Here is a 20251-nt window from a genome sequence, read left to right on the forward strand (position 1 = left end):
TTTTCTTACAACAGTATACCATAATTTAAAACGTTTTGAAAATAAAGCAAGCGGATAATGAAGGAATGAAAGTAGAGGATTGAGATTTGTCATCCATTACTAAACAAAAAGAGAGAGAATGTTCAAAGTGATGGTGAAGCCTATGTTATTAATCGCTTTTTTAAGGAAGAGACTTTGTGAATTTTTGAAAATTTTGATACAATAGAGAGTATGAAAAAGCTGACAATTAACCGACAAGTTGAGAAGAAAATCCATAAAGGTTATAAGATTTTAGAAAAGATTGACTTTGGGCAACTCCCCTTTGACAATGAGGTGGTCGAGCTGGTCACAGCTTCGGGCCATTTTCTTGGGACAGGCTATCTATCAGAGCAAAACAAGGGACTTGGTTGGGTCATTTCTACGAAGAAAATCAACTTGGATCAGGCTTACTTTAGTCATCTATTTGCTAAGGCCAAGTCCAAGCGCCAGTCTTATTATCAGTCGGAATTGGATACAGCTTTTAGAGTTTTTAATCAAGAAGGCGACGGATTTGGTGGCCTGACAATTGATCTCTATGGAGATTATGCCGTCTTTTCCATTTACAATGCCTTTGTTTATCAAATTAGAGAGCTTCTTGTTACGGCTTTTCAAGAAGTCTTTCCAGAGGTTTTGGGAGGATATGAAAAAATCCGTTTCAAGGATCCAGGTTATGAGTCAGCCCATCTTTTTGGTCAAGAAGCTCCAGAGCATTTTTTGATTTTGGAAAATGGTGTTCGCTACCAAGTCTTTCTGAATGATGGCTTGATGACAGGGATTTTCTTGGACCAACACGATGTGCGTGCTAGTTTAGTAGATGGCTTAGCTGCAGGTAAATCCTTACTCAATATGTTTTCCTACACGGCGGCTTTTTCGGTAGCAGCGGCTATGGGAGGAGCAGTAGAAACGACTTCTGTAGATCTGGCCAAGCGGAGTCGCGAACTATCCGAAGCTCATTTTGTGGCAAATGGTTTAGAACTGGATCACCACCGCTTTATTGTCATGGATGTTTTTGATTATTATAAGTATGCCAAACGTCATGGTTTGACTTATGATGTGATCGTTCTAGATCCTCCGAGTTTTGCTCGCAATAAGAAGCGTACCTTCTCAGTTGCGAAGGATTACCACAAACTGATTGAGCAGTCCCTAGAGATTTTAAATCCAAATGGTATTTTGATTGCAAGTACGAATGCTGCCAATGTCAGTCGGGATAAATTTAAGAAAGAAATTGAAAAGGGCTTCAAAGGCCAAAAACATCGCTATATCAGTGAAGTGGGACTTCCAGCTGATTTTCGTTACAATGAAAGGGAAGAAAGTAGTAATTACTTGAAAGTTTTTACAATTAAGGTGGATCAATGAAATTAGTCGTTTCTGTAATGCCAAGAAATTTTGAAGAAGCACAGGCCATTGATGCCAGTCGTTATCAAGATGCAGATGTGATTGAATGGCGTGCGGATTACTTGGACAAAAATGATATTTTACAGGTTGCGCCTGCCATCTTTGAGAAATTTGCAGGCCGTGAAATTTTATTTACGCTACGGACACGGGAGCAGGGAGGAGAAATTGAACTTTCTGGTGAAGAGTACGTAGCCCTTATCCATGATATCAACAACATCTACCATCCGGATTATGTCGATTTTGAGTACTTTGGTCATCAGGCCGAGTTTAATCAGATGATGGATTACTCCAATCTTTGCTTAAGCTACCATAATTTCCAGGAAACCCCTGAAAATTTGATGGAAATTATGTCTGAATTAACGAGTCTTACACCAAAGCTGGTTAAAGTTTCGGTTATGGCCCAAAGTGAGCAGGATGTTCTGGATCTAATGAACTATACACGTGGCTTTAAGACGCTTAATCCTGAACAAGAGTTCGTAACCATTTCTATGGGGAAAATCGGCCGAATCTCTCGCATTGCTGCCGATTTAACCGGTTCTGTTTGGTCCTATGCCAGTGTTGGAGAGCAAAGTGCACCAGGTCAAATTAGCTTGTCCAGCATGCACAAGATTCGGGAGATCTTAGATGAAGATTGATGGCTATACGCGTATGGCGGCCGTGATTGCCAAGCCCATTCGTCATAGTATCTCACCCTTTATTCACAACCGGGCTTACAAATTAACCGCGACCAATGCAGTCTATCTTGCTTGGGAAATGGAAGAAGAACAAGTCGAACAAAGTCTTCAACAGTTACGGGTACTGGATATGTTGGGCGCTAATATTTCCATGCCATACAAGAAAAGGGTCTTGCCATTTTTAGATCAGGTAGATGGAAGCGCACAACTTATTGGTTCGGTCAATACGATTGTTCAGAAAGATGGTCGTTTAACAGGCTACAACACAGACGGACTTGGTTTTCTAAAGAGTCTCCCCAAGACTTTTTCGATAAAGAATAAGAAACTCGTACTTTTAGGCGCGGGTGGTGCTGCGACTGCTATTGTTGTAGAGGCTATTCGGCAAGGAGTTGGCGAAATTCATTTATTTGTTCGTCCAGAAAGCTTAGATAAGCATCAGGCTATCTTTGCTCCACTATCTGAAGTTCTTGCTTTTTCAATTGTCCTTCATGACCTATCCAGTCGGGATCAGTTAAATGCAACGATAGAAGAGACGGATTTATTGATCAATGCTACAGGACTAGGAATGGACGGGTCTTCTCTCCCTATTCCGAAAGAGTTTAACTTTCCTAAAGGATGTCTAGTGGCTGATTTAGCTTATTATCCCGCCAAGACACCTTTTCTTCAATTAGCTGAAGAACAAGGGGCGCAAACCTTAAATGGCTTGGGAATGCTCTTCCATCAAGCAGCCGTTGCCTTCGAACTGATGACGGATAAATCTTTCCCGGAAGAGGAAGTCTGGCAAGCTTTGAAATTGGAATACCCAGATTATGTATTAGAAAAATGATGGAAGAAAACAGAAAAACTTAATCAAGTATGCTCTGTTTTCTATTTTTATACAATAGTGAAATTGTAATCTTTTTCACATGGATTTGAAAGGAGATCCTTATGAAGGTGAAAGTTGATCTACCAAAGAATGGTTACGAGATTGTCATTGAGAATGGCGCAATCCAAAAGGTTGGAACCTGGCTCAGTCAATTATGGAAAGCTCAAAAAGTAGCAGTCATAACAGACAACCATGTAGGATCTCTTTATGCAAGTCAGGTGGTAAAAAGCCTTGAAAGTGAAGGATTTACAGTGATTAGCTATGAGTTCCTAGAAGGAGAAGCTAGTAAAAATCTGACGACCGTTCAGAAAGTCTATGAATTCTTAGCCAAGAATGGGATGACACGATCAGACGGCATCCTCGCTCTTGGGGGTGGTGTTGTCGGTGATCTAGCAGGCTTTGTGGCTTCCACCTATATGCGGGGGATTCATTTCGTCCAAGTACCGACTAGTTTGACGGCTCAGGTCGACTCCTCTATCGGAGGCAAGACCGGAGTCAATACACTCTATGCTAAGAACATGGTAGGAACCTTTGCCCAACCGGATGGGGTGTTGATTGACCCTGAAGTGCTGCGGACTCTTGGCAAGCGCGAGTTGATCGAGGGCATGGGGGAAGTCATTAAGTACGGTCTCATCGAAGATCCAGTCTTATGGGAAGAGCTGGATCAAATGGATGGCTCGGTTGAGTCTATTTATGAGCATGCAGAATCCCTGATTGCCCATTCCTGTCAAGTCAAGCGCAAGATGGTCGTCGAAGATGAGCTAGATCAAGGCATTAGGCTATATCTAAATTTTGGTCATACCCTTGGCCATGCGATCGAAGCAACAGCCGGTTATGGCCAGGTCATGCACGGAGAAGCCGTAGCGATTGGAATGGTGCAAGTTACTAAGGTGGCCGAAGCTAAGGGATTGGTTCAAGCCGGTTTAACGCAGGCTATTCGTCAAATGTGTCAAAAATTTGGCTTACCAGTAGAATTCCATACTTGGGATAAGGAAAAGCTTTATCAGGCCTTGACCTTGGACAAGAAGGCGAGGGGCAATCAATTGAAACTCGTTTTGGTACCTGAAATTGGAACTTGTCAGATCCATCCAGTCCCATTGGAAGAAATGAGAGACTTCTTACACTAGAAAGCGACAAAGGAGATAGCATGCGTTATTTAACAGCAGGAGAATCACACGGGCCACGTCTAACAGCTATTATCGAAGGAGTGCCAGCAGGGCTCCCATTGACAGCTGATTATATCAATGTCGAATTAAAACGCCGTCAAGGGGGCTACGGTCGTGGAGCACGGATGAAGATTGAAAGCGATCAGGTCGAGATCACGTCAGGTGTTCGACATGGCTTGACCATGGGAGGTCCTATCACCTTGAATGTCACCAATCTAGACCATCAAAAATGGTTGGAGATCATGTCTGTTAGTGATGTGGAGGAAAAGAAGAAGGGGCTCCGGAAAATTACCAAGCCTCGTCCAGGCCACGCTGATTTGGTCGGCGGCATCAAGTACCGTTTCGATGACTTACGAAATTCTTTGGAACGCTCATCCGCTCGGGAAACAACCATGCGGGTAGCAGTAGGTGCAGTAGCCAAACGTCTATTGGAAGAGATTGGGGTTCAGGTAGCCAGCCACATCGTCAATTTCGGTGGCATCGAAGTAGAGGTTCCGGAAAATCTAACGGTTTCCCAAATCAAGGAAGCGGTTGCTCAGTCAGAAGTTTCCATCGTCAATCGAGAGCGAGAAGAGGAAATCAAGGCCTATATCGATAGTGTGAAGAAAGAAGGGGAAACCATCGGAGGGATCGTCGAAACGATTGTAGGTGGTGTGCCTGTCGGTCTGGGATCTTTTGTCCAATGGGACAAGAAATTGGATGCCAAGATTGCTCAAGGGGTTGTCTCTATCAATGCCTTTAAAGGTGTAGAGTTCGGTCTAGGATTTGAAGCAGGTCGTCGAAAAGGCAGTCAAGTCATGGACGAAATTCTCTGGTCTGAGCAGGATGGGTATACTCGTCGAACCAATCATCTGGGCGGATTTGAAGGCGGCATGACCAATGGAGAGCCGATTATCGTCCGTGGAGTAATGAAACCAATCCCAACTCTTTATAAACCCCTCATGAGTGTCGATATTGAAACGCACGAACCGTATAAGGCAACGGTGGAGCGGAGTGACCCAACAGCGCTTCCAGCTGCAGGGGTTGTCATGGAGGCAGTTGTGGCAACGATCTTAGCCACAGAAGTCTTGGACAAGTTCTCATCTGATAATCTGGAAGAATTGAAGGAGGCTGTCGAGCGTCATCGGGCCTATACCAAAGCTTTCTAACTGGAGAAATAGATGGAAGAAAAGGTTGTTTATATCGTCGGTCTTGGACTGATTGGCGCTTCGTTAGCCATGGGCATCCGAAAAGCCCATCCGCAAGTGACTTTACTAGGCTATAATCGTAGTCAGGCATCACGTGATATTGCTCTAAAGAAGGGAATTGTTGATGAGGTGACGGCTGATTTGAAAGAGTTTGCTAGTCGTGCAGATATCATCATCGTCTCCCTACCTGTCAAGCAAACGATTCAAACCTTTCAGCAACTGGCGAAAATATCATTGAAAGAAGGAGTCATTGTGACAGATGTGGGCTCCACCAAGGGGGCCATTGTAGAAGCTGGCGAAAATGCTTTTAGACATCTCCCAGTCCGTTTTGTCGGCGGGCATCCCATGGCAGGGAGTCACAAGACAGGAGCTGCCTCAGCTGATTCTACTCTCTTTGAAAATGCCTACTATATTTTTACCCCAACAGCTACGACTGACCCAAGTGCGGTCTTGGAATTGAAAGCTCTACTCTCAGGGCTTGGAGCCCGCTTCATCGAGGTGGATCCAATGGAACACGATCGGGTCACTTCCCAGATCAGTCACTTTCCCCACGTATTGGCAGCTACCCTGATGGGACAAGCAGCTGCTTATACAGAAGAGCATGCCCTAGCAGGTCGCTTTGCTGCAGGAGGATTTCGTGATATGACGCGGATTGCAGAGAGTGAGCCCAGTATGTGGACCTCAGTCTTGCTATCTAATCCAGCTGCTGTTCTCGATCGGATAGTAGACTTTCAGGCTCGCCTTGACCAAGTTGCTGATATGATTCGCCAAGGACAAGAAGATGCCATTTGGTCCTTCTTTGACCACAGTCGAGAGCAACGGCAACATATGCAGATCCATAAGAGAGGAGGGGTGGAAAGCACCTTCGATATTTTTGTGGATGTTCCAGACGAAGAAGATGTCATTCTTCGAATCCTGGAGTTGCTTCGTGGTACCTCCTTGGTCAATATTCATATCAATGAAGAAAACCGGGAAGATGTCTACGGGATTCTTCAGATTTCCTTTAAGACGGCTGCTGATCAAGCGCGGGCTGAAGCCCTGATCACCGAGCAAACGAATTATAGTGTGGTGATCAAATAGTAGGTCCTAAGTAGGATTTTTACAAAAATAGCAGTTTCTAACACAAGATCTACCAGAATCTTTGTATAATAGAAAAAAACCAAATCCTTAAGGAGAAATCACATGTCAAATATTTATGATCTAGCCAATGAGTTGTCACGTGGAATTCGTGACTTACCAGAATACAAGGTAGTTCTTGCTAGTAAGGAAGCCATCAATGCCGATGCCGATGCAAAAGCTTTATTCGGAGACTATCTGGCTTTCCAACAAGAAATTCATGGAGTCATCCAGTCTGGACAAATGCCAACTGAAGACCAACAAAAGAAGATGCAAGACTTTGCTGGAAAATTACAAGGAAACCCAATTGTGAATGAATTTTTCACCAAACAACAGCAACTATCAGTTTATCTAGGAGATATTGAACGGATTATTTTTGATCCAGTTCAAGATCTATTTAAATAAGGGAGAGAGAGTGGGACAGAAATCGGTAATTCGTTAGAATTCGATTTCGTCGTCCCACCTCCGCATAGTTGAGTAGGGCTGTAAAAGCTGATGAAATCAGCGTAGTAGAGCCCACTCAACCACTGCGTCTTGCTCAACAATCCAAAGACAATTGAAAGGCTAGGACTTTAGTCCCAGCCTCTTTCGTTTCTCTTCTTAGAGGACCTTCCAAGTGAACGTTGAAAATGGCTGCTTTTTATGGTAAAATTTTTAGAAAAGCTTGAAGGGGTAAGCCATGAAATTACAAACGAATTGTAAGGGTTTAAATGGAATCATTCGTGTTCCAGGAGATAAATCGATCAGTCATCGTTCGATTATCTTTGGTAGCCTTGCGCATGGAACCACTAAGGTTTATGATATCCTACGTGGTGAAGATGTCTTATCCACTATTCAAGTATTTAGAGACCTAGGCGTTTCTATCCAAGATGATGGTCAAGTGATCACCATCGAGGGAAAAGGTTTTGAAGCCTTTCAACAACCTAAGAATGATCTGGATATGGGGAACTCAGGCACCTCTACTCGATTGATAGCGGGTGTCTTAGCAGGAAGTCCCTTCCCAGTTACCATGGTTGGAGATGATAGCTTGTCCAAACGACCAATGGATCGGGTGGCGATCCCCCTTCGAGAGATGGGAGTCACTGTTCAGGGGCAAACTGAGCGAGACATGCTTCCTCTTCATCTTCATGGAACAAAAGAGCTACAACCAATCCATTATTCATTACCGGTAGCCTCTGCTCAGGTCAAGTCGGCTCTTCTATTTGCTACCATGCAAGCAGAAGGGGAGTCAGTCATTCTAGAGAAAGAACTGACACGGAACCACACCGAAGATATGATCCAGCAGTTCGGTGGCCAGATCAGCGTGAAGGGCAAAGAAATTCGCCTACGTGGGCCTCAAAGCTTCCAAGCCTGTGAGGTGACAGTACCAGGTGATATTTCCAGTGCAGCCTTTTGGTTGGTAGCTGGTTTGATTGTCCCTAATAGTCAGATTCGTCTAGAGAATGTCGGGATCAATGAGACTCGTACAGGTATTCTAGAGGTTATTGAAAAAATGGGAGGCAAGCTTCAAATCTTGGATGTTGATCCCCTTGCTAAAGCTGCGACCCTTGTCGTAGATACGTCTGACCTTCATGGGACGGAAATTTCGGGTGATTTGATTCCTCGCTTGATTGATGAGCTTCCAATCATTGCCCTTTTAGCTACCCAAGCTTCTGGCCAAACCATTATCAAAGATGCTGAAGAATTGAAAGTCAAGGAAACGGATCGCATCCAAGTAGTGGCAGATAGTCTAAATGCTATGGGAGCAACCATCACACCAACAGAGGATGGGATGATTATTGAGGGGAAAACGCCCTTACATGGTGCCAGCCTGCAAACCTTTGGTGACCACCGGATCGGTATGATGGGAGCTATTGCAGCCTTGCTTGTAAGCGATGGTGAAGTGGAGCTTGCGCGTGCTGAAGCTATTAATACCAGCTATCCTACCTTCTTTGCAGATTTAGAAAAGGTGTCTCATGCCTAAAGTACTACTCGGCTTTATGGGAGCAGGGAAAACGACCATTGGCTCTTTATTGGACCCAGCTTTTGCAGATATGGATGAACTCTTGGTCCAACGCTTAGAAATGCCGATTTCTGACTATTTTGCTCGTTATGGAGAAGACAGTTTTCGCCAGCAAGAGTCGCTTTTATTGCAAGAGTTACTCAATCAAGAGAGCTTGGTCATTTCAACTGGTGGGGGCATCGTCCTGAAACCAGAAAATCGCAAGCTTCTCAAGAAGAATGCTTGTAATATTTATTTACGGATTGATTTTGAGCGGCTTTATCAAAGACTGGCTGCCGATCCTGCAACTAAGCGCCCTCTCTTTCTTAATAAAAAACCAGAAGAGTTTCGTGCCTTGTATGAGCAACGCCTGCCCCTTTATGAAGAAGTAGCCACACATGTGATTGATGTTGCTGATAAGACACCAGAAGAAATTGTGGAGATCATCCGATGCTTGTAGCTTATCTCGGTCCTAAGGGATCCTTTACCCATCATGTAGCCCTTGAAAGTTTTGAAGAGGCGACCTTATGCCCTTACGGGTCTATCACAGAAGTGATCAAAGCTTATGAGTCCGACCAAGTAGATTATGCGGTCATACCTGTTGAGAACTCTATCGAAGGTAGTGTCCATGAGACGATTGACTACCTCTTTCACCAGGCTCATTTTCAGGCTATTGCAGAAGTGGTCTATCCCATTAAGCAACAACTCTTAGCAGTTAAGCAGGATCAAGCCATTGAAGTGATCTATTCGCATCCTCAAGCATTAGCCCAAGGGAAAGCCTATGTCCAGGAGCATTTCCCTCAAGCCAGACTAGAGATGACAACATCGACATCCTATGCAGCTCGATATGTCTCTCAACACCCGGAACTTCCTATTGCAGCCATTGCGCCTTTGGAGGCTAAGGATGAATATGGTTTGGAAGTGGTAGCTAGTAATATTCAGGAAATGGATCAAAATTTCACCCGCTTTTGGATCCTTGGTCAGCGACCTTTTGAAGGCAGTCGCTCGCTGAAGAAAGCTGCTAGTAAGGATAGTTTGGCGATTACCTTACCAAGTAATATTGCGGGCTCCTTATGCCAGGCCCTATCTACATTTGCTTCAAGAGAATTAAATTTAACAAAAATTGAAAGTCGTCCTTTAAAGACGGCCCTAGGGGAGTATTTTTTTATCATCGATGTGGTGGATGCTGACGAATTACTGTTTGCTTCTGCCTATCAAGAACTGGAGTCCCTGGGGGTATCTATCAAAACCTTAGGCCACTATTGGGTCTATGTGCTAAACGACAATGAAACGGAGAACGTATGAGTAGAGAATCAGAAAACCTATCCTATCATGAACAAAAAAGATTGGATTATCTTTATTCCAACTACCATTACCTAAATGAAAAGGAGCAGTTGGAATATAAGTATTTAAAAAATAAATCAGAGGGACGCTTCCAAGACGATCCCGTTTCAGCAAGAGCAGAAAAGTCTGTTGCTCCTTCAAGTAAAAGAGAAGACAATTCTGACGAATTACCAGTCTATCCATCACGTAGCCGGAAGGACAAGCCAAAAACCAATAAAAAGAATCGAGAGGAAGTAGCCACTCTTCCCAAACGTAAGAAGGGAAGAAAAATCCGCTTCAAACGTATTTTAAAATGGATAGCCATCTTCTTCTTATTGGTCATCGGTGGGATGGTCTTTATGTTTCTCAAAGGCTTGAATAGCAAACCTGGTGGTACCAATGCCCAACCAGCTGTTAAAGAGTATTTTAACGGTCAGAAGACCAAAGACGGGGTCAATATCCTGATCTTGGGGACAGATGGTCGGATCGGGGAAAGCTCATCTGAGACGCGAACAGACTCTATCATGGTGGTCAATGTCAATAACAAGGACGGCAAGGTGAAATTGGTCAGCTTCATGCGAGATACTCTGGTTCATATCGATGGCGTTAGCCAACAAACGGATCCAGAATATCAAGATTACTATGACCAGAAGCTGAATACGGCCTTTACCATTGGAGAGCAGAATAACAACCAAGGAGCAGAGTTGGTCCGTCAGATGCTCAAAGATAACTTTGACATTGATATCCAATACTATGCCATGGTCGATTTCCAAACCTTTGCGACAGCTATCGATACTCTCTTCCCGAATGGAGTGGAGATGAATGCTCAGTTCTCCACCATTGATGGTGAAACTGTCTCTGAGGTTGAAGTCCCTGATGACTTGAATATGAAGGATGGGGTCGTTCCTCAACAGACCATCAAGGTTGGAAAACAACGGATGGATGGCCGGACACTCCTCAACTATGCTCGTTTCCGTAAAGATGATGAGGGTGACTTTGGTCGGACCCGTCGCCAACAAGAGGTTATGTCTGCCATTATGCACCAAATCAAGGATCCAACCAAGCTCTTTACTGGATCTGAAGCACTAGGAAAGGTCTTCGCTATGACCTCAACCAATGTACCCTTCTCCTTCCTATTGACCAATGGGATTGGCTTAGTCGGAAGTGCCAGCAAGGGGATTGAACGCATCACCATCCCAGAAAATGGGGATTGGGTCGATGCCTACGATATGTATGGTGGCCAAGGTCTCCTGGTGGATTTTGAAGCATACAAAAACAAATTGTCCCAAATGGGCTTAAGATGATATAATTAAGGGATAGGAGTTTTGAAAACTCCATCCCTTTTAATTTGTAGAAAGATTGAACACCATGTTAAAGAAAAATGAAATTGTAACCGTTGAGATTGTCGATTTGACACACGAAGGAGCAGGAGTAGCTAAGGTCGATGGCCTGGTCTTTTTTGTGGAGAATGCCCTGCCAGGAGAAGTTATCCGCATGCGCGTGCTCAAGGTCAATAAGAAGATCGGCTACGGAAAAGTAGAGGAATACTTAGAAAAATCTCCTCACCGTAATGAAGAGCTAGACTTAGCCTATTTGCGAAGCGGCATTGCCGACTTGGGCCACCTAGCTTATCCGGAGCAGCTGAAATTCAAGGCCAAGCAGGTCAAGGATAGCCTTTACAAGATGGCAGGAATCTCTGATATCGAAGTGCCCCTGACCTTGGGGATGGACCACCCCGTCCAGTATCGCAACAAGGCCCAGGTGCCTGTCCGTCGTGTCAATGGTCAGGTAGAGACAGGCTTCTTTCGCAAGAACTCTCATGATTTGATGCCGATTGAAGATTTCTATATCCAAGATCCAGTCATTGACCAAGTTGTCTTGGCTCTTCGAGATTTGATTCGTCGGTTTGACCTCAAGCCTTATGATGAAAAAGAACAATCAGGCCTGATTCGCAATCTGGTAGTCCGCCGAGGTCACCATTCAGGAGAAATCATGGTCATTTTGGTCACTACTCGTCCCAAGGTTTTCCGTGTGGACCAGTTGATCGAGCAGTTGATCAAGCAATTCCCAGCCATCAAATCCGTTATGCAAAATATCAACGACCAGAATACCAATGCCATTTTTGGGAAAGAATGGCGTACGCTTTATGGTCAGGATTACATTACTGACCAAATGTTGGGAAATAGCTTCCAAATTTCTGGACCAGCCTTTTACCAGGTCAATACCGAAATGGCAGAGAAGCTCTATCAGACAGCTATTGACTTTGCGGACTTGAGAGCAGAGGATATCGTGATTGACGCCTACTCCGGAATTGGGACCATTGGCTTGTCAGTTGCCAAGCATGTCAAGGAAGTTTATGGAGTTGAGGTCATCCCAGAAGCAGTGGAGAATAGCCAGAAGAATGCTAGCTTAAACGGCATCAGCAATGCTCATTATGTCTGCGATACAGCAGAAAATGCCATGAAGAACTGGCTCAAGGAAGGCATCCAACCAACCGCTATCCTAGTCGACCCACCACGCAAGGGCTTGACCGAAAGCTTCATCAAAGCAAGTGCCCAAACAGGCGCTGACCGCATCGCCTATATCTCCTGTAATGTGGCTACTATGGCGCGTGATATCAAACTCTACCAAGAGTTGGGCTATGAATTGAAGAAAGTGCAGCCGGTGGATCTTTTTCCGCAGACGCACCACGTTGAGTGTGTTAGCTTGTTAGTAAAACGCAGTTAATCCTCAAAAGGTTCCCCGAACCTTTTGAATCCCGCAGACGCATCATGTGGAGTGTGTGAGTTTGTTGGTAAAACGTAGCTAATCCTCAAAAGGTTCACTGAACCTTTTGAGTCCCACAAATACATCATGTTGAGGCAGTATCACTGCTTGTACGAGCTACATAGTAGCGAAGTAGAAGTAGATGCTCCGCCCATGGGATAGGACTCGTAGAATGAGGGGGAAACCGACGAAATGATACGGTAAGTTCGAACCGCTGAGTGTGCGACTCTGCTCTTCCAATCTGAGACAGCGAAAAGTAGAAGGGTATGGTATTGGTATCAATCAATGAGTAATAAAGTAACAGGATGATTCGAAACATTTGCTTGTAATTTGCGGAGGAACATCAATATGGATGGAATAACAAAAGATTCTATAAAAACGGCTGAACTAATGAAACAATTATGGCCCCAATTGACCGATAAAGAAGCTATTGATGAAGTAAAAAGATATACGAATGGAAAAAATACTGCAATCTTTACTGAAGTTGAAGGTGACACAATTGTAGGTCTAGCACTATGTTCACTCAGATTTGATTATGTTGAAGGCTGTAAATATAGTCCTGTTGGATTTTTAGAAGGGATTATTGTCGACGAGGAATATTGTTTAAGAGATATTGCTAAAAATCTCTGTACAAAATGTGAGGAATGGGCGAAAAATAAAGGATGTAAGGAATTTGCAAGTGACTGTACTTTAACCAATACGGATTCTATAAGATTTCATCTCAATATTGGATTTCAGGAGGCAAATAGAATTATTCATTTTAAGAAGAAATTATAATTTCAGAATGTGGTCAAAATTTATGTATCTTTAGAAAGTGTGAAAGATTGGACGAACAAATTTTTTTGATGGGTGGAAATCCGCCAATAAAAAATCATACCATTGTTAATAAAATAGTGTCATCAAGTACGATCGAAAGAATTGTCATTTTTACAGTTTATCGAGAAAATTGGGAACCGTATATGAAAAAGTACACGGAAGTTATCCAAAGCCATTTTCCTAACTTAAACACTGATTACTTACTCTTGGACACTGAGCAGATTGATTTTGATAGCTATCTAGATGCTGATCTAATTATTATCGGTGGTGGAAATACGGAAAAGTATTTAGCTACTTACGTCAATCAGCAGTTCAAAAATTATATCGATTGCATGCTGAATAAAGGGGCGAAAGTTATGGGATTTTCTGCAGGAGCCCTATTATTAGGAGAAAAAGTCTATGTTTCACCTAATGATAATTCAGATCATCAGTAAAGATAAAAAATGGATTAGGATTCTTTAGTCAGTTTTTAATTAGTGTCCATTATGATTCATGGAATGATAAAGCTAATAAGGATAGAGCTGAAGAACTCGTTAATGTTCCCATAATTCCACTAAATGATCATTCCTGTCTTGTATTAGATAAACTTGGAAACATCACAGAGAAAATTGACTAGTTTTGATCATGTGAATCTGAATCTACGAAACTAAAGTATTGACGAAATGAATAATGAAAAGCCTTGATTGTAAGGCTTTTTTTGTGTTTTTGTGATAGAATATAGGTAGTTATAATCGACAGCAAGTAAGAAACAGTAAAAAAATTTTATACGTAGAATAATCAAGATTAGGAAAAAAATGACAGAAATTGACAAAAAGAATTTAAAAAATTATCTTTATTGTACATTTGGAATTACTTATATAGCTTGGGGAATTCTTACCATCTTTACGCAATCTCATATTTTGGGATTAGAAACATTTATAGGGAGAATGTTACATATAGTAGGTGCACTTGGTCCAGCTATTGCAAGTGGCTTTTATTTGAAAAGGAATAATATAAAATTTAAACAATTTTTATTTAGTAAGAAAGAAAATAGTAGTATTTATTTCATTATTCATCTGTTAGCAATTTTGATACTATTTTCTGTATCTTCCTTAGAATTAAACGGAGTATCCATTTATCTGATGCCATTATTCTTTATACAACTAATTTTTTTTGGTGGTGGACATGAAGAATTAGGATGGAGAGGAATATTACAGCCGTTACTTGATAAAAAATATACTTATTGGCAATCTAATTTGATTGTAGGATCAATCTGGGGAATTTGGCATCTGCCTTTATGGTTTATAGTTGGAGAAAGTCATCAAGGATTTCCTTTTATTTTATTTTTTATATATACATTATTTTTAAGTTTTGTTTTAGGGCTTCTTTACCGTCAAACGAAATCTGTGGGATACTGTATAATATTTCATGCGTTCGCAAATTTGTTAAATCTCTATTTTGTGTTAAAAATTAATGTTATTTTTATTATCATTTTTATTGCTTATTTAATTTATACAATATTGGCGAGTAATAGAATTAGTAAGGAAAAGAGTTTGTATCCAAAATAACTGGATATACTCTAGAAAATGAAGATGATTTTGTTCAAGGGAATAAAGTAGAAATAACGAACATTTAGATGAAAGGTTTAGAGTAAATATGAGTCTCTTATTTGAAGAATTTAAAACCATTTGTTTCCATTTAAATCGAGTCGGAATTACACCGACACTGATGGGTTCTTTGGGATTGGAGTTTAGAACGAAAGAAAATTGGGGGCCGTCTGACATTGACATTCATGTACCTGGTGACCCTAGAGGTTGGGAAGCACCTGATCATCTCAGAATTTATGACTGGTTCAAGATAATGAAAGTGATGAAAGACTTAGGCTACGTCTTAATAGATATTCATGAGCATGAATTCCAAAAGGATAGAGTGAGTGTTGAATTTGGAAGTATCGATTCCTTACTTGATTTTGCAGGAGTTTCGGAATCGGATATAGAGCTTATTCACATTGAAGGCATCACTTTTCGTCTTCCAAGTCTGGAGCAGTATCTAAGTATTTACAAAGCTTCTTCTCAAGACTCCTATCGAAATGATCACAATAACAATAAGGATTTTAAAAAGATCGAGTGGCTGGAAAGACATTTGTAAATTATCATATGAAAAGTAGTAAGTTGTAAGACTGGTTACTTTTTTATTTTTATTATCATTTTTATTGCTTATTTAATTTATACTATATTGGCGAGCAATAGAATTAGTAAAGAAAAGGATTTTAAATTTTAGAATGGATGTCGTTTCTTTTTTGAAGAAGCGATCAACTTTCCGTTCCACAGTATCATTTCAAAATCATTGTCATTGCCTTTCGTCCATTAGTATAAAGAAAAATAGCATCACACATTGAAGCAGATGATCCGCCCATGCGACAAGGTGAGACCGAAGGTCGAGAAGGTGCCCTGGGGTATAGGACTCGTAGAATGAGGAGGGAGACCGACGAAACGATACGGTAACAGCGAACCGCTGAGTGTGTGAGTTTATTGGTAAAACGCAGCTAAACATCTCGCTTTTACATTTCAAGGCGAGATGCTTCAAAGCTCCACTGGAGCTTTGAGCTCCCCTTACCTTTTGAGTCCACAAACGCATCACGTTGCGCTATTGTCCAAACTAGATGTCGACAACCATATCAAACTTGAAATTAATGAAGAAGATATTGAGTCACTTTCCATCAGAAAGGATGCGACTTATCCAGAAATCAAAGACCATGTTTTGAAGAAATATGGTTTTAAGGTTTCTAGTTTTTACATTGCACAAGTGAAACGATAGTTTGGCTTGATTGAACGTGAGAATTTCAACAAATCAAGCAAAGAGGAACGCGATCAACGTGTTACAACTTGTCCACCTGAAAAAGAAGAAGCAATCAAAGATACTTTGGCTTGGTTTGGGATAATTTAAGTTTATAAACTATCTCCATTAAGTATTTTCTTAGTGGGGATTTTTTATTATCAGATGATATAATTGATTTATGGATAAAAATAAAGAAGTTAATCAAGACGAAGTTATTGAAGATAAAAAAATTGAAGAGGTAATGCTTGAAAATCCAACTATATCATTAACTCCTCAAGTAGAAGGTGTTGCAAATAGTGTTAAGACACTTAAGGAGTTATCTGCTTACAAAGATATTGCTAAAATTTCTTCTCACTACAATTCACAATTGTCTAAAATGGCAATTGTTTTAGGTGAATCATTGAGTAAAGCCTCGGTTGTTTACAATAAAGATATCTTACCTCAAACTTTAAAATCAATCCAAGCAATTTCTGAATCTGCTAAAAGGATTGTCGAAACTACTCAGATAAATTATGCTGATATTATTTCTGGGTTAGGTGAAATAGTCCAAAAAATTCCAAAACCTTATACAGATGAAGAATATGAAGATATAAAATTTCATATTGAAAAAACAGCAGATAAGGGATGGGTTGTATATTACTTTGTAGGTAATACATTCGAGCGTTTGAAATCTGCTGATATATCTGAAATTGAAAACGAGTGGGTAGAATTACTTAAAAGGGATTTAGATAACAAGGATACAATTGAGAAACTAAGTAAGTGCCATTGGTATTCTTCTTATCTGATTGATTCAATGTATGACTGTTACAAGTGCAAAAATTATTACGCAGCTTATACTCTTGCTACATTAGCTATCGACGGTGCTGTAAACAGAATAGCTGAAGAGTTAAGCATAGAAGATGGCACAAGCAGAAAGAGAAATATAGTCGGTTATAGAGCTGTAAAGGGGATAGAGGATAAAATAGAAAAACATTCCTTGACCTATTTTGGTTTATTTAAATGGCTATATAATTTTTTTCAATATACGGAAATGTTTACACTTGATGAACCTAATCGACATATGATTGGACATGGTCGCTGGGATAAGGAAATTTCAGAATTACAATTTTTAAAAGTATTCAATACCTTATTATTTATTTCGGATGGATTGTTATTAGAATTTGATGATGTTTTAATTGATTATTAGTCTCTAAAAATCAGCTGTGTAATTGCTTTATCCGATGTCGGCTTAATAGGAAAAATAGTTTTGAAATGATATAATATACTTAAATAAAAAATTGCGAAGGGTACCCTTCCTTTATGCTATCACCATAAAGGAATCCTATTAGTCCTTCAACAATTTTGAATGAAAGCTCTTTTTGAGCTTCAGGAGAATGAGAAATGACACCAGAACAAGAAGCTAGAATTATTATTGATAAAAAATTAGAAGAAGCTGGATGGACACTTCAAAAAATGGAGGAATTAAATCCGCGGGCTTCATTGGGAGTTGCCGTTCAAGAATTTGCAACGGATACAGGACCAGTAGATTATGTCCTTTTTATTGATGGTGAAGCTGTTGGGGTAGTAGAAGCAAAACCTACAGATGAAGGCGAAAATATTACTGTTGTTGAAAATCAATCTAAGCGCTATGCAGAGAGTGAATTTAAGAGAATCAAAAAATCACCTGAGATTCGTTTTGCCTATGAAGCAACAGATTTACTAATTCGTTTTACGGATTATAAAGATGAGAAATATCGTTCTCGTGAAGTATTTTCTTTTCATAGACCTGAATTTTTGGAAGAGTTGCTAGAACAAGATGATACCGTACGGAATAACTTGAAAAAGGTCCCAGAGTTGGATGAGACAGGTTTCCGTGATTGTCAGGTTACTGCGATTACCAATCTAGACCAATCTTTTGCAGAAAACAAACCTCGTGCTTTGGTTCAAATGGCAACAGGAGCAGGTAAAACTTTTACTGCAATTACACAAGCCTACCGTCTCTTGAAATATGGAAAAATGAAACGTATCCTTTTTCTTGTGGATACTAAAGGTCTAGGCGAGCAAGCTGAATCAGAATTTCTTGCCTATAAACCAAATGATGATCCAAGAAGTTTCTCTCAATTATACGGTGTTAAGCGTCTATCAAGTTCTTACATACCAAATGATGTCCAAGTATGTATTAGTACGGTACAGCGAATGTATTCCATTCTAAAAGAAGAAGATTTGGATGATGCTGATGAAGAAGAGTCATTGGAAACATATGTTACCGCAGATAGTAAAACACCTAAAGAGGTTGTTTATAATGAAAAATACCCTCCAGAGTTTTTCGATTGTATCATTATTGATGAGTGCCATCGCTCGATTTATAATGTTTGGCAACAGGTTTTAACTTATTTCGATGCCTTTTTGATTGGTTTGACTGCTACACCAGATAAAAGAACTTTTGCTTTCTTTAATGAAAATCTAGTCAGTGAGTACAGACGTGAACAAGCCATTATTGATGGCGTCAATGTTGGGGAGGACATTTACCATATTGATACAGAGGTTACTCAAAAAGGTGGTCAGATTCTGAAGAGATATATTGAGTATCGTGAACGTAAGAGTCGGAAAAAACGCTGGGCGGAGATGGATGAAGACATCGAGTATGATAAAAGTACGTTAGATAAAAGTGTCGTAAATCCAAGTCAAATTCGTACAGTCATTAGAACATTTAAGGAAAAGTTAAAGACTGAACTTTTTCCGTATCGAAAAGAAGTTCCTAAAACGCTGATTTTTGCTAAGACGGATAGTCATGCAGATGATATTATCAATATTGTTCGTGAAGAATTCGGAGAAGGGAATGAATTCTGTAAGAAAATTACCCATGCTGCCAAGGATGCGGATACGGTATTGACCTCTTTTCGAAATGACTTCTATCCTCGTATTGCAGTCACAGTGAATATGATTGCTACAGGAACAGATATCAAACCACTTGAGTGTTTGATTTTCATGCGTGACGTAAGAAGTAAAAACTTCTATGAACAAATGGTTGGTCGTGGCACACGTACACTGAGCTTGGAAGACTTAAAAAAAGTTTCTCCGTCAGCTACTGAAAGCAAGGATCACTTTGTTATTGTAGATGCGGTAGGTGTTACGAATTCTAAGAAAATAGAAACAAAGTCATTTGAGCGAAAATTGGGTATTTCTCTTAAAGAGTTGATGCTGAATGTTGCTTTAGGTGATGATAGTGAAGACACGTTGAATTCACTGGCAGAACGCATTACAAGACTGGATAAGAGATTGACCAAGAAGGAGCAGAAAGATTTTGTTGTAATCGTGGGTGCTTCAGCGCGTGATATAGCTTACAATTTATTACACGCTCATGATGAAGATACTATTTTTGAGCGAGCACAAGAGTTGGCTAGTTCGGACGCACCAAATGAAAAAGAAATCAAAAAAGCTCAAAAATCTTTGCTGAGAGAAGCGACTGATCCATTCTTTAACCCAGATGCTCGAGATTTTATTGAGAATGTCCATAAGAACCATACGCAAATAATTGATAGTGTGAATATTGATTCAGTCTTGTTTGCTGGATATGATTCACAAAAAGATGAAAATGTCAGCAAAACCATTCTTACTTTCCGTGAATTTATTGAGGAGAATAAGGATGAGATTATTGCATTGCGCATCATTTACAACGAATCCTATAAAGATAGACCAATGGTTATCCAGCAATTGAAAGCTTTGTATGAGACATTACAACAGAAAAACTTAACTGTGGATCGAGTTTGGGAAGCGTACGCGACTAAAGATATTGAAAAAGTGAAAAAACGTAGCACAATGGCACAAATCACGGATTTGATTTCATTAATTCGTTATGAAATGGGAGTAGTAACTGAATTGTCGCCCTTTGCAGACTGTGTGAACCAAAACTTTAAGGACTGGACCTTTAAAAAGAATGCAGGGTATTTGCAATTCACAGAAGAACAGATGGACTGGTTGCGTTTGATTAAAGAGCATATCATTTCTTCTTTGAGTATTCTGGAAGAAGACTTTGATCGGACACCGTTCGATCAAAAAGGTGGATTTATTGGCTTTTATAATGTCTTTGGAGAAAGTTATAAAGATATTATGGAAGAATTGAATATGGAACTTGTAGCATAAACGAG

Annotated in this window: 18 protein-coding genes and 2 pseudogenes; all 20 read left to right on the forward strand. The window is 40.6% G+C overall.

The annotated features are described in order from the left end of the window. Positions 1-210: 210 nt before the first annotated feature. Positions 211-1374, forward strand: coding sequence for a class I SAM-dependent rRNA methyltransferase (locus AC3E8G_RS04970; protein WP_490677161.1), 1164 nt, complete (start codon positions 211-213; stop codon positions 1372-1374). After that, complete coding sequence (aroD, locus tag AC3E8G_RS04975) at positions 1371-2048, forward strand: type I 3-dehydroquinate dehydratase (protein ID WP_272083554.1); 678 nt, start codon at positions 1371-1373, stop codon at positions 2046-2048. The genes AC3E8G_RS04970 and aroD overlap by 4 nt, the downstream gene beginning before the upstream one ends. Beyond that, complete coding sequence (gene aroE / locus AC3E8G_RS04980) at positions 2038-2913, forward strand: shikimate dehydrogenase (RefSeq protein ID WP_490677162.1); 876 nt, start codon at positions 2038-2040, stop codon at positions 2911-2913. The genes aroD and aroE overlap by 11 nt, the downstream gene beginning before the upstream one ends. 101 nt (positions 2914-3014) lie before the next feature. Continuing rightward, positions 3015-4079, forward strand: coding sequence for a 3-dehydroquinate synthase (gene aroB / locus AC3E8G_RS04985; RefSeq protein WP_490677163.1), 1065 nt, complete (start codon positions 3015-3017; stop codon positions 4077-4079). A 20-nt stretch (positions 4080-4099) separates the two neighbouring features. Continuing rightward, positions 4100-5266 (forward strand): chorismate synthase, encoded by a 1167-nt coding sequence (aroC, locus tag AC3E8G_RS04990; RefSeq protein WP_490677164.1) that lies wholly within the window; start codon positions 4100-4102, stop codon positions 5264-5266. Between the two features lie 12 nt (positions 5267-5278). Then, on the forward strand, positions 5279-6385 hold the full coding sequence (locus AC3E8G_RS04995) for a prephenate dehydrogenase (protein ID WP_490677165.1): 1107 nt from the start codon (positions 5279-5281) through the stop codon (positions 6383-6385). Positions 6386-6487: 102 nt separating this feature from the next. Beyond that, the gene (locus tag AC3E8G_RS05000; protein ID WP_490677166.1) at positions 6488-6826 is read left to right on the forward strand and encodes a YlbF/YmcA family competence regulator; all 339 of its coding nucleotides are present in this window, start codon (positions 6488-6490) and stop codon (positions 6824-6826) included. A 274-nt stretch (positions 6827-7100) separates the two neighbouring features. Continuing rightward, complete coding sequence (aroA, locus tag AC3E8G_RS05005) at positions 7101-8384, forward strand: 3-phosphoshikimate 1-carboxyvinyltransferase (protein WP_490677167.1); 1284 nt, start codon at positions 7101-7103, stop codon at positions 8382-8384. Next, the gene (locus AC3E8G_RS05010) at positions 8377-8862 is read left to right on the forward strand and encodes a shikimate kinase (protein ID WP_490677168.1); all 486 of its coding nucleotides are present in this window, start codon (positions 8377-8379) and stop codon (positions 8860-8862) included. Before aroA ends, AC3E8G_RS05010 begins: the two co-directional genes overlap by 8 nt. Beyond that, on the forward strand, positions 8853-9707 hold the full coding sequence (gene pheA, locus AC3E8G_RS05015; RefSeq protein ID WP_490677169.1) for a prephenate dehydratase: 855 nt from the start codon (positions 8853-8855) through the stop codon (positions 9705-9707). The genes AC3E8G_RS05010 and pheA overlap by 10 nt, the downstream gene beginning before the upstream one ends. Beyond that, on the forward strand, positions 9704-11029 hold the full coding sequence (locus AC3E8G_RS05020; protein ID WP_490677170.1) for an LCP family protein: 1326 nt from the start codon (positions 9704-9706) through the stop codon (positions 11027-11029). Before pheA ends, AC3E8G_RS05020 begins: the two co-directional genes overlap by 4 nt. A 64-nt stretch (positions 11030-11093) precedes the next feature. Next, on the forward strand, positions 11094-12452 hold the full coding sequence (gene rlmD, locus AC3E8G_RS05025; RefSeq protein ID WP_490677171.1) for a 23S rRNA (uracil(1939)-C(5))-methyltransferase RlmD: 1359 nt from the start codon (positions 11094-11096) through the stop codon (positions 12450-12452). A 387-nt stretch (positions 12453-12839) separates the two neighbouring features. Then, positions 12840-13268 (forward strand): aminoglycoside 6'-N-acetyltransferase, encoded by a 429-nt coding sequence (gene aac(6'), locus AC3E8G_RS05030; RefSeq protein ID WP_490677172.1) that lies wholly within the window; start codon positions 12840-12842, stop codon positions 13266-13268. Positions 13269-13315: 47 nt separating this feature from the next. After that, positions 13316-13923 (forward strand): annotated as a pseudogene (locus AC3E8G_RS05035) (Type 1 glutamine amidotransferase-like domain-containing protein). Positions 13924-14101: 178 nt separating this feature from the next. Then, positions 14102-14854, forward strand: coding sequence for a CPBP family intramembrane glutamic endopeptidase (locus tag AC3E8G_RS05040; RefSeq protein ID WP_021153049.1), 753 nt, complete (start codon positions 14102-14104; stop codon positions 14852-14854). An 88-nt stretch (positions 14855-14942) separates the two neighbouring features. Next, positions 14943-15434 (forward strand): phosphoribosylanthranilate isomerase, encoded by a 492-nt coding sequence (locus tag AC3E8G_RS05045; RefSeq protein ID WP_042766118.1) that lies wholly within the window; start codon positions 14943-14945, stop codon positions 15432-15434. Between the two features lie 45 nt (positions 15435-15479). Further along, positions 15480-15566 (forward strand): annotated as a pseudogene (locus AC3E8G_RS05050) (CPBP family intramembrane glutamic endopeptidase); the annotation flags it as partial. A gap of 369 nt (positions 15567-15935) precedes the next feature. Further along, positions 15936-16103, forward strand: coding sequence for a hypothetical protein (locus AC3E8G_RS05055; protein WP_223341516.1), 168 nt, complete (start codon positions 15936-15938; stop codon positions 16101-16103). A gap of 199 nt (positions 16104-16302) precedes the next feature. Further along, positions 16303-17310, forward strand: coding sequence for a hypothetical protein (locus tag AC3E8G_RS05060; RefSeq protein ID WP_490677173.1), 1008 nt, complete (start codon positions 16303-16305; stop codon positions 17308-17310). A gap of 194 nt (positions 17311-17504) precedes the next feature. Then, positions 17505-20246 carry a type I restriction endonuclease subunit R gene (locus AC3E8G_RS05065; RefSeq protein ID WP_490677174.1) on the forward strand — a complete coding sequence of 914 codons (2742 nt, stop codon included), beginning with the start codon at positions 17505-17507 and terminating at the stop codon, positions 20244-20246. Positions 20247-20251 lie beyond the last annotated feature (5 nt).

The organism is Streptococcus sp. SCPM-O-B-15294 (M123) (assembly GCF_058200455.1).

What these genes read in the sequence shown, in the direction of transcription:
- AC3E8G_RS05045 (WP_042766118.1), top strand. Translation starts at nt 14,943, where the DNA reads ATGAGTCTCTTATTTGAAGAATTTAAAACCATTTGTTTCCATTTAAAT.
- AC3E8G_RS05020 (WP_490677170.1), top strand. Translation starts at nt 9,704, where the DNA reads ATGAGTAGAGAATCAGAAAACCTATCCTATCATGAACAAAAAAGATTG.
- aroE (WP_490677162.1), top strand. Translation starts at nt 2,038, where the DNA reads ATGAAGATTGATGGCTATACGCGTATGGCGGCCGTGATTGCCAAGCCC.
- AC3E8G_RS05060 (WP_490677173.1), top strand. Translation starts at nt 16,303, where the DNA reads ATGGATAAAAATAAAGAAGTTAATCAAGACGAAGTTATTGAAGATAAA.
- AC3E8G_RS04970 (WP_490677161.1), top strand. Translation starts at nt 211, where the DNA reads ATGAAAAAGCTGACAATTAACCGACAAGTTGAGAAGAAAATCCATAAA.
- aroA (WP_490677167.1), top strand. Translation starts at nt 7,101, where the DNA reads ATGAAATTACAAACGAATTGTAAGGGTTTAAATGGAATCATTCGTGTT.
- pheA (WP_490677169.1), top strand. Translation starts at nt 8,853, where the DNA reads ATGCTTGTAGCTTATCTCGGTCCTAAGGGATCCTTTACCCATCATGTA.
- aroC (WP_490677164.1), top strand. Translation starts at nt 4,100, where the DNA reads ATGCGTTATTTAACAGCAGGAGAATCACACGGGCCACGTCTAACAGCT.
- AC3E8G_RS05010 (WP_490677168.1), top strand. Translation starts at nt 8,377, where the DNA reads ATGCCTAAAGTACTACTCGGCTTTATGGGAGCAGGGAAAACGACCATT.
- AC3E8G_RS04995 (WP_490677165.1), top strand. Translation starts at nt 5,279, where the DNA reads ATGGAAGAAAAGGTTGTTTATATCGTCGGTCTTGGACTGATTGGCGCT.
- aroB (WP_490677163.1), top strand. Translation starts at nt 3,015, where the DNA reads ATGAAGGTGAAAGTTGATCTACCAAAGAATGGTTACGAGATTGTCATT.
- AC3E8G_RS05040 (WP_021153049.1), top strand. Translation starts at nt 14,102, where the DNA reads ATGACAGAAATTGACAAAAAGAATTTAAAAAATTATCTTTATTGTACA.
- AC3E8G_RS05065 (WP_490677174.1), top strand. Translation starts at nt 17,505, where the DNA reads ATGACACCAGAACAAGAAGCTAGAATTATTATTGATAAAAAATTAGAA.
- AC3E8G_RS05000 (WP_490677166.1), top strand. Translation starts at nt 6,488, where the DNA reads ATGTCAAATATTTATGATCTAGCCAATGAGTTGTCACGTGGAATTCGT.
- rlmD (WP_490677171.1), top strand. Translation starts at nt 11,094, where the DNA reads ATGTTAAAGAAAAATGAAATTGTAACCGTTGAGATTGTCGATTTGACA.
- aroD (WP_272083554.1), top strand. Translation starts at nt 1,371, where the DNA reads ATGAAATTAGTCGTTTCTGTAATGCCAAGAAATTTTGAAGAAGCACAG.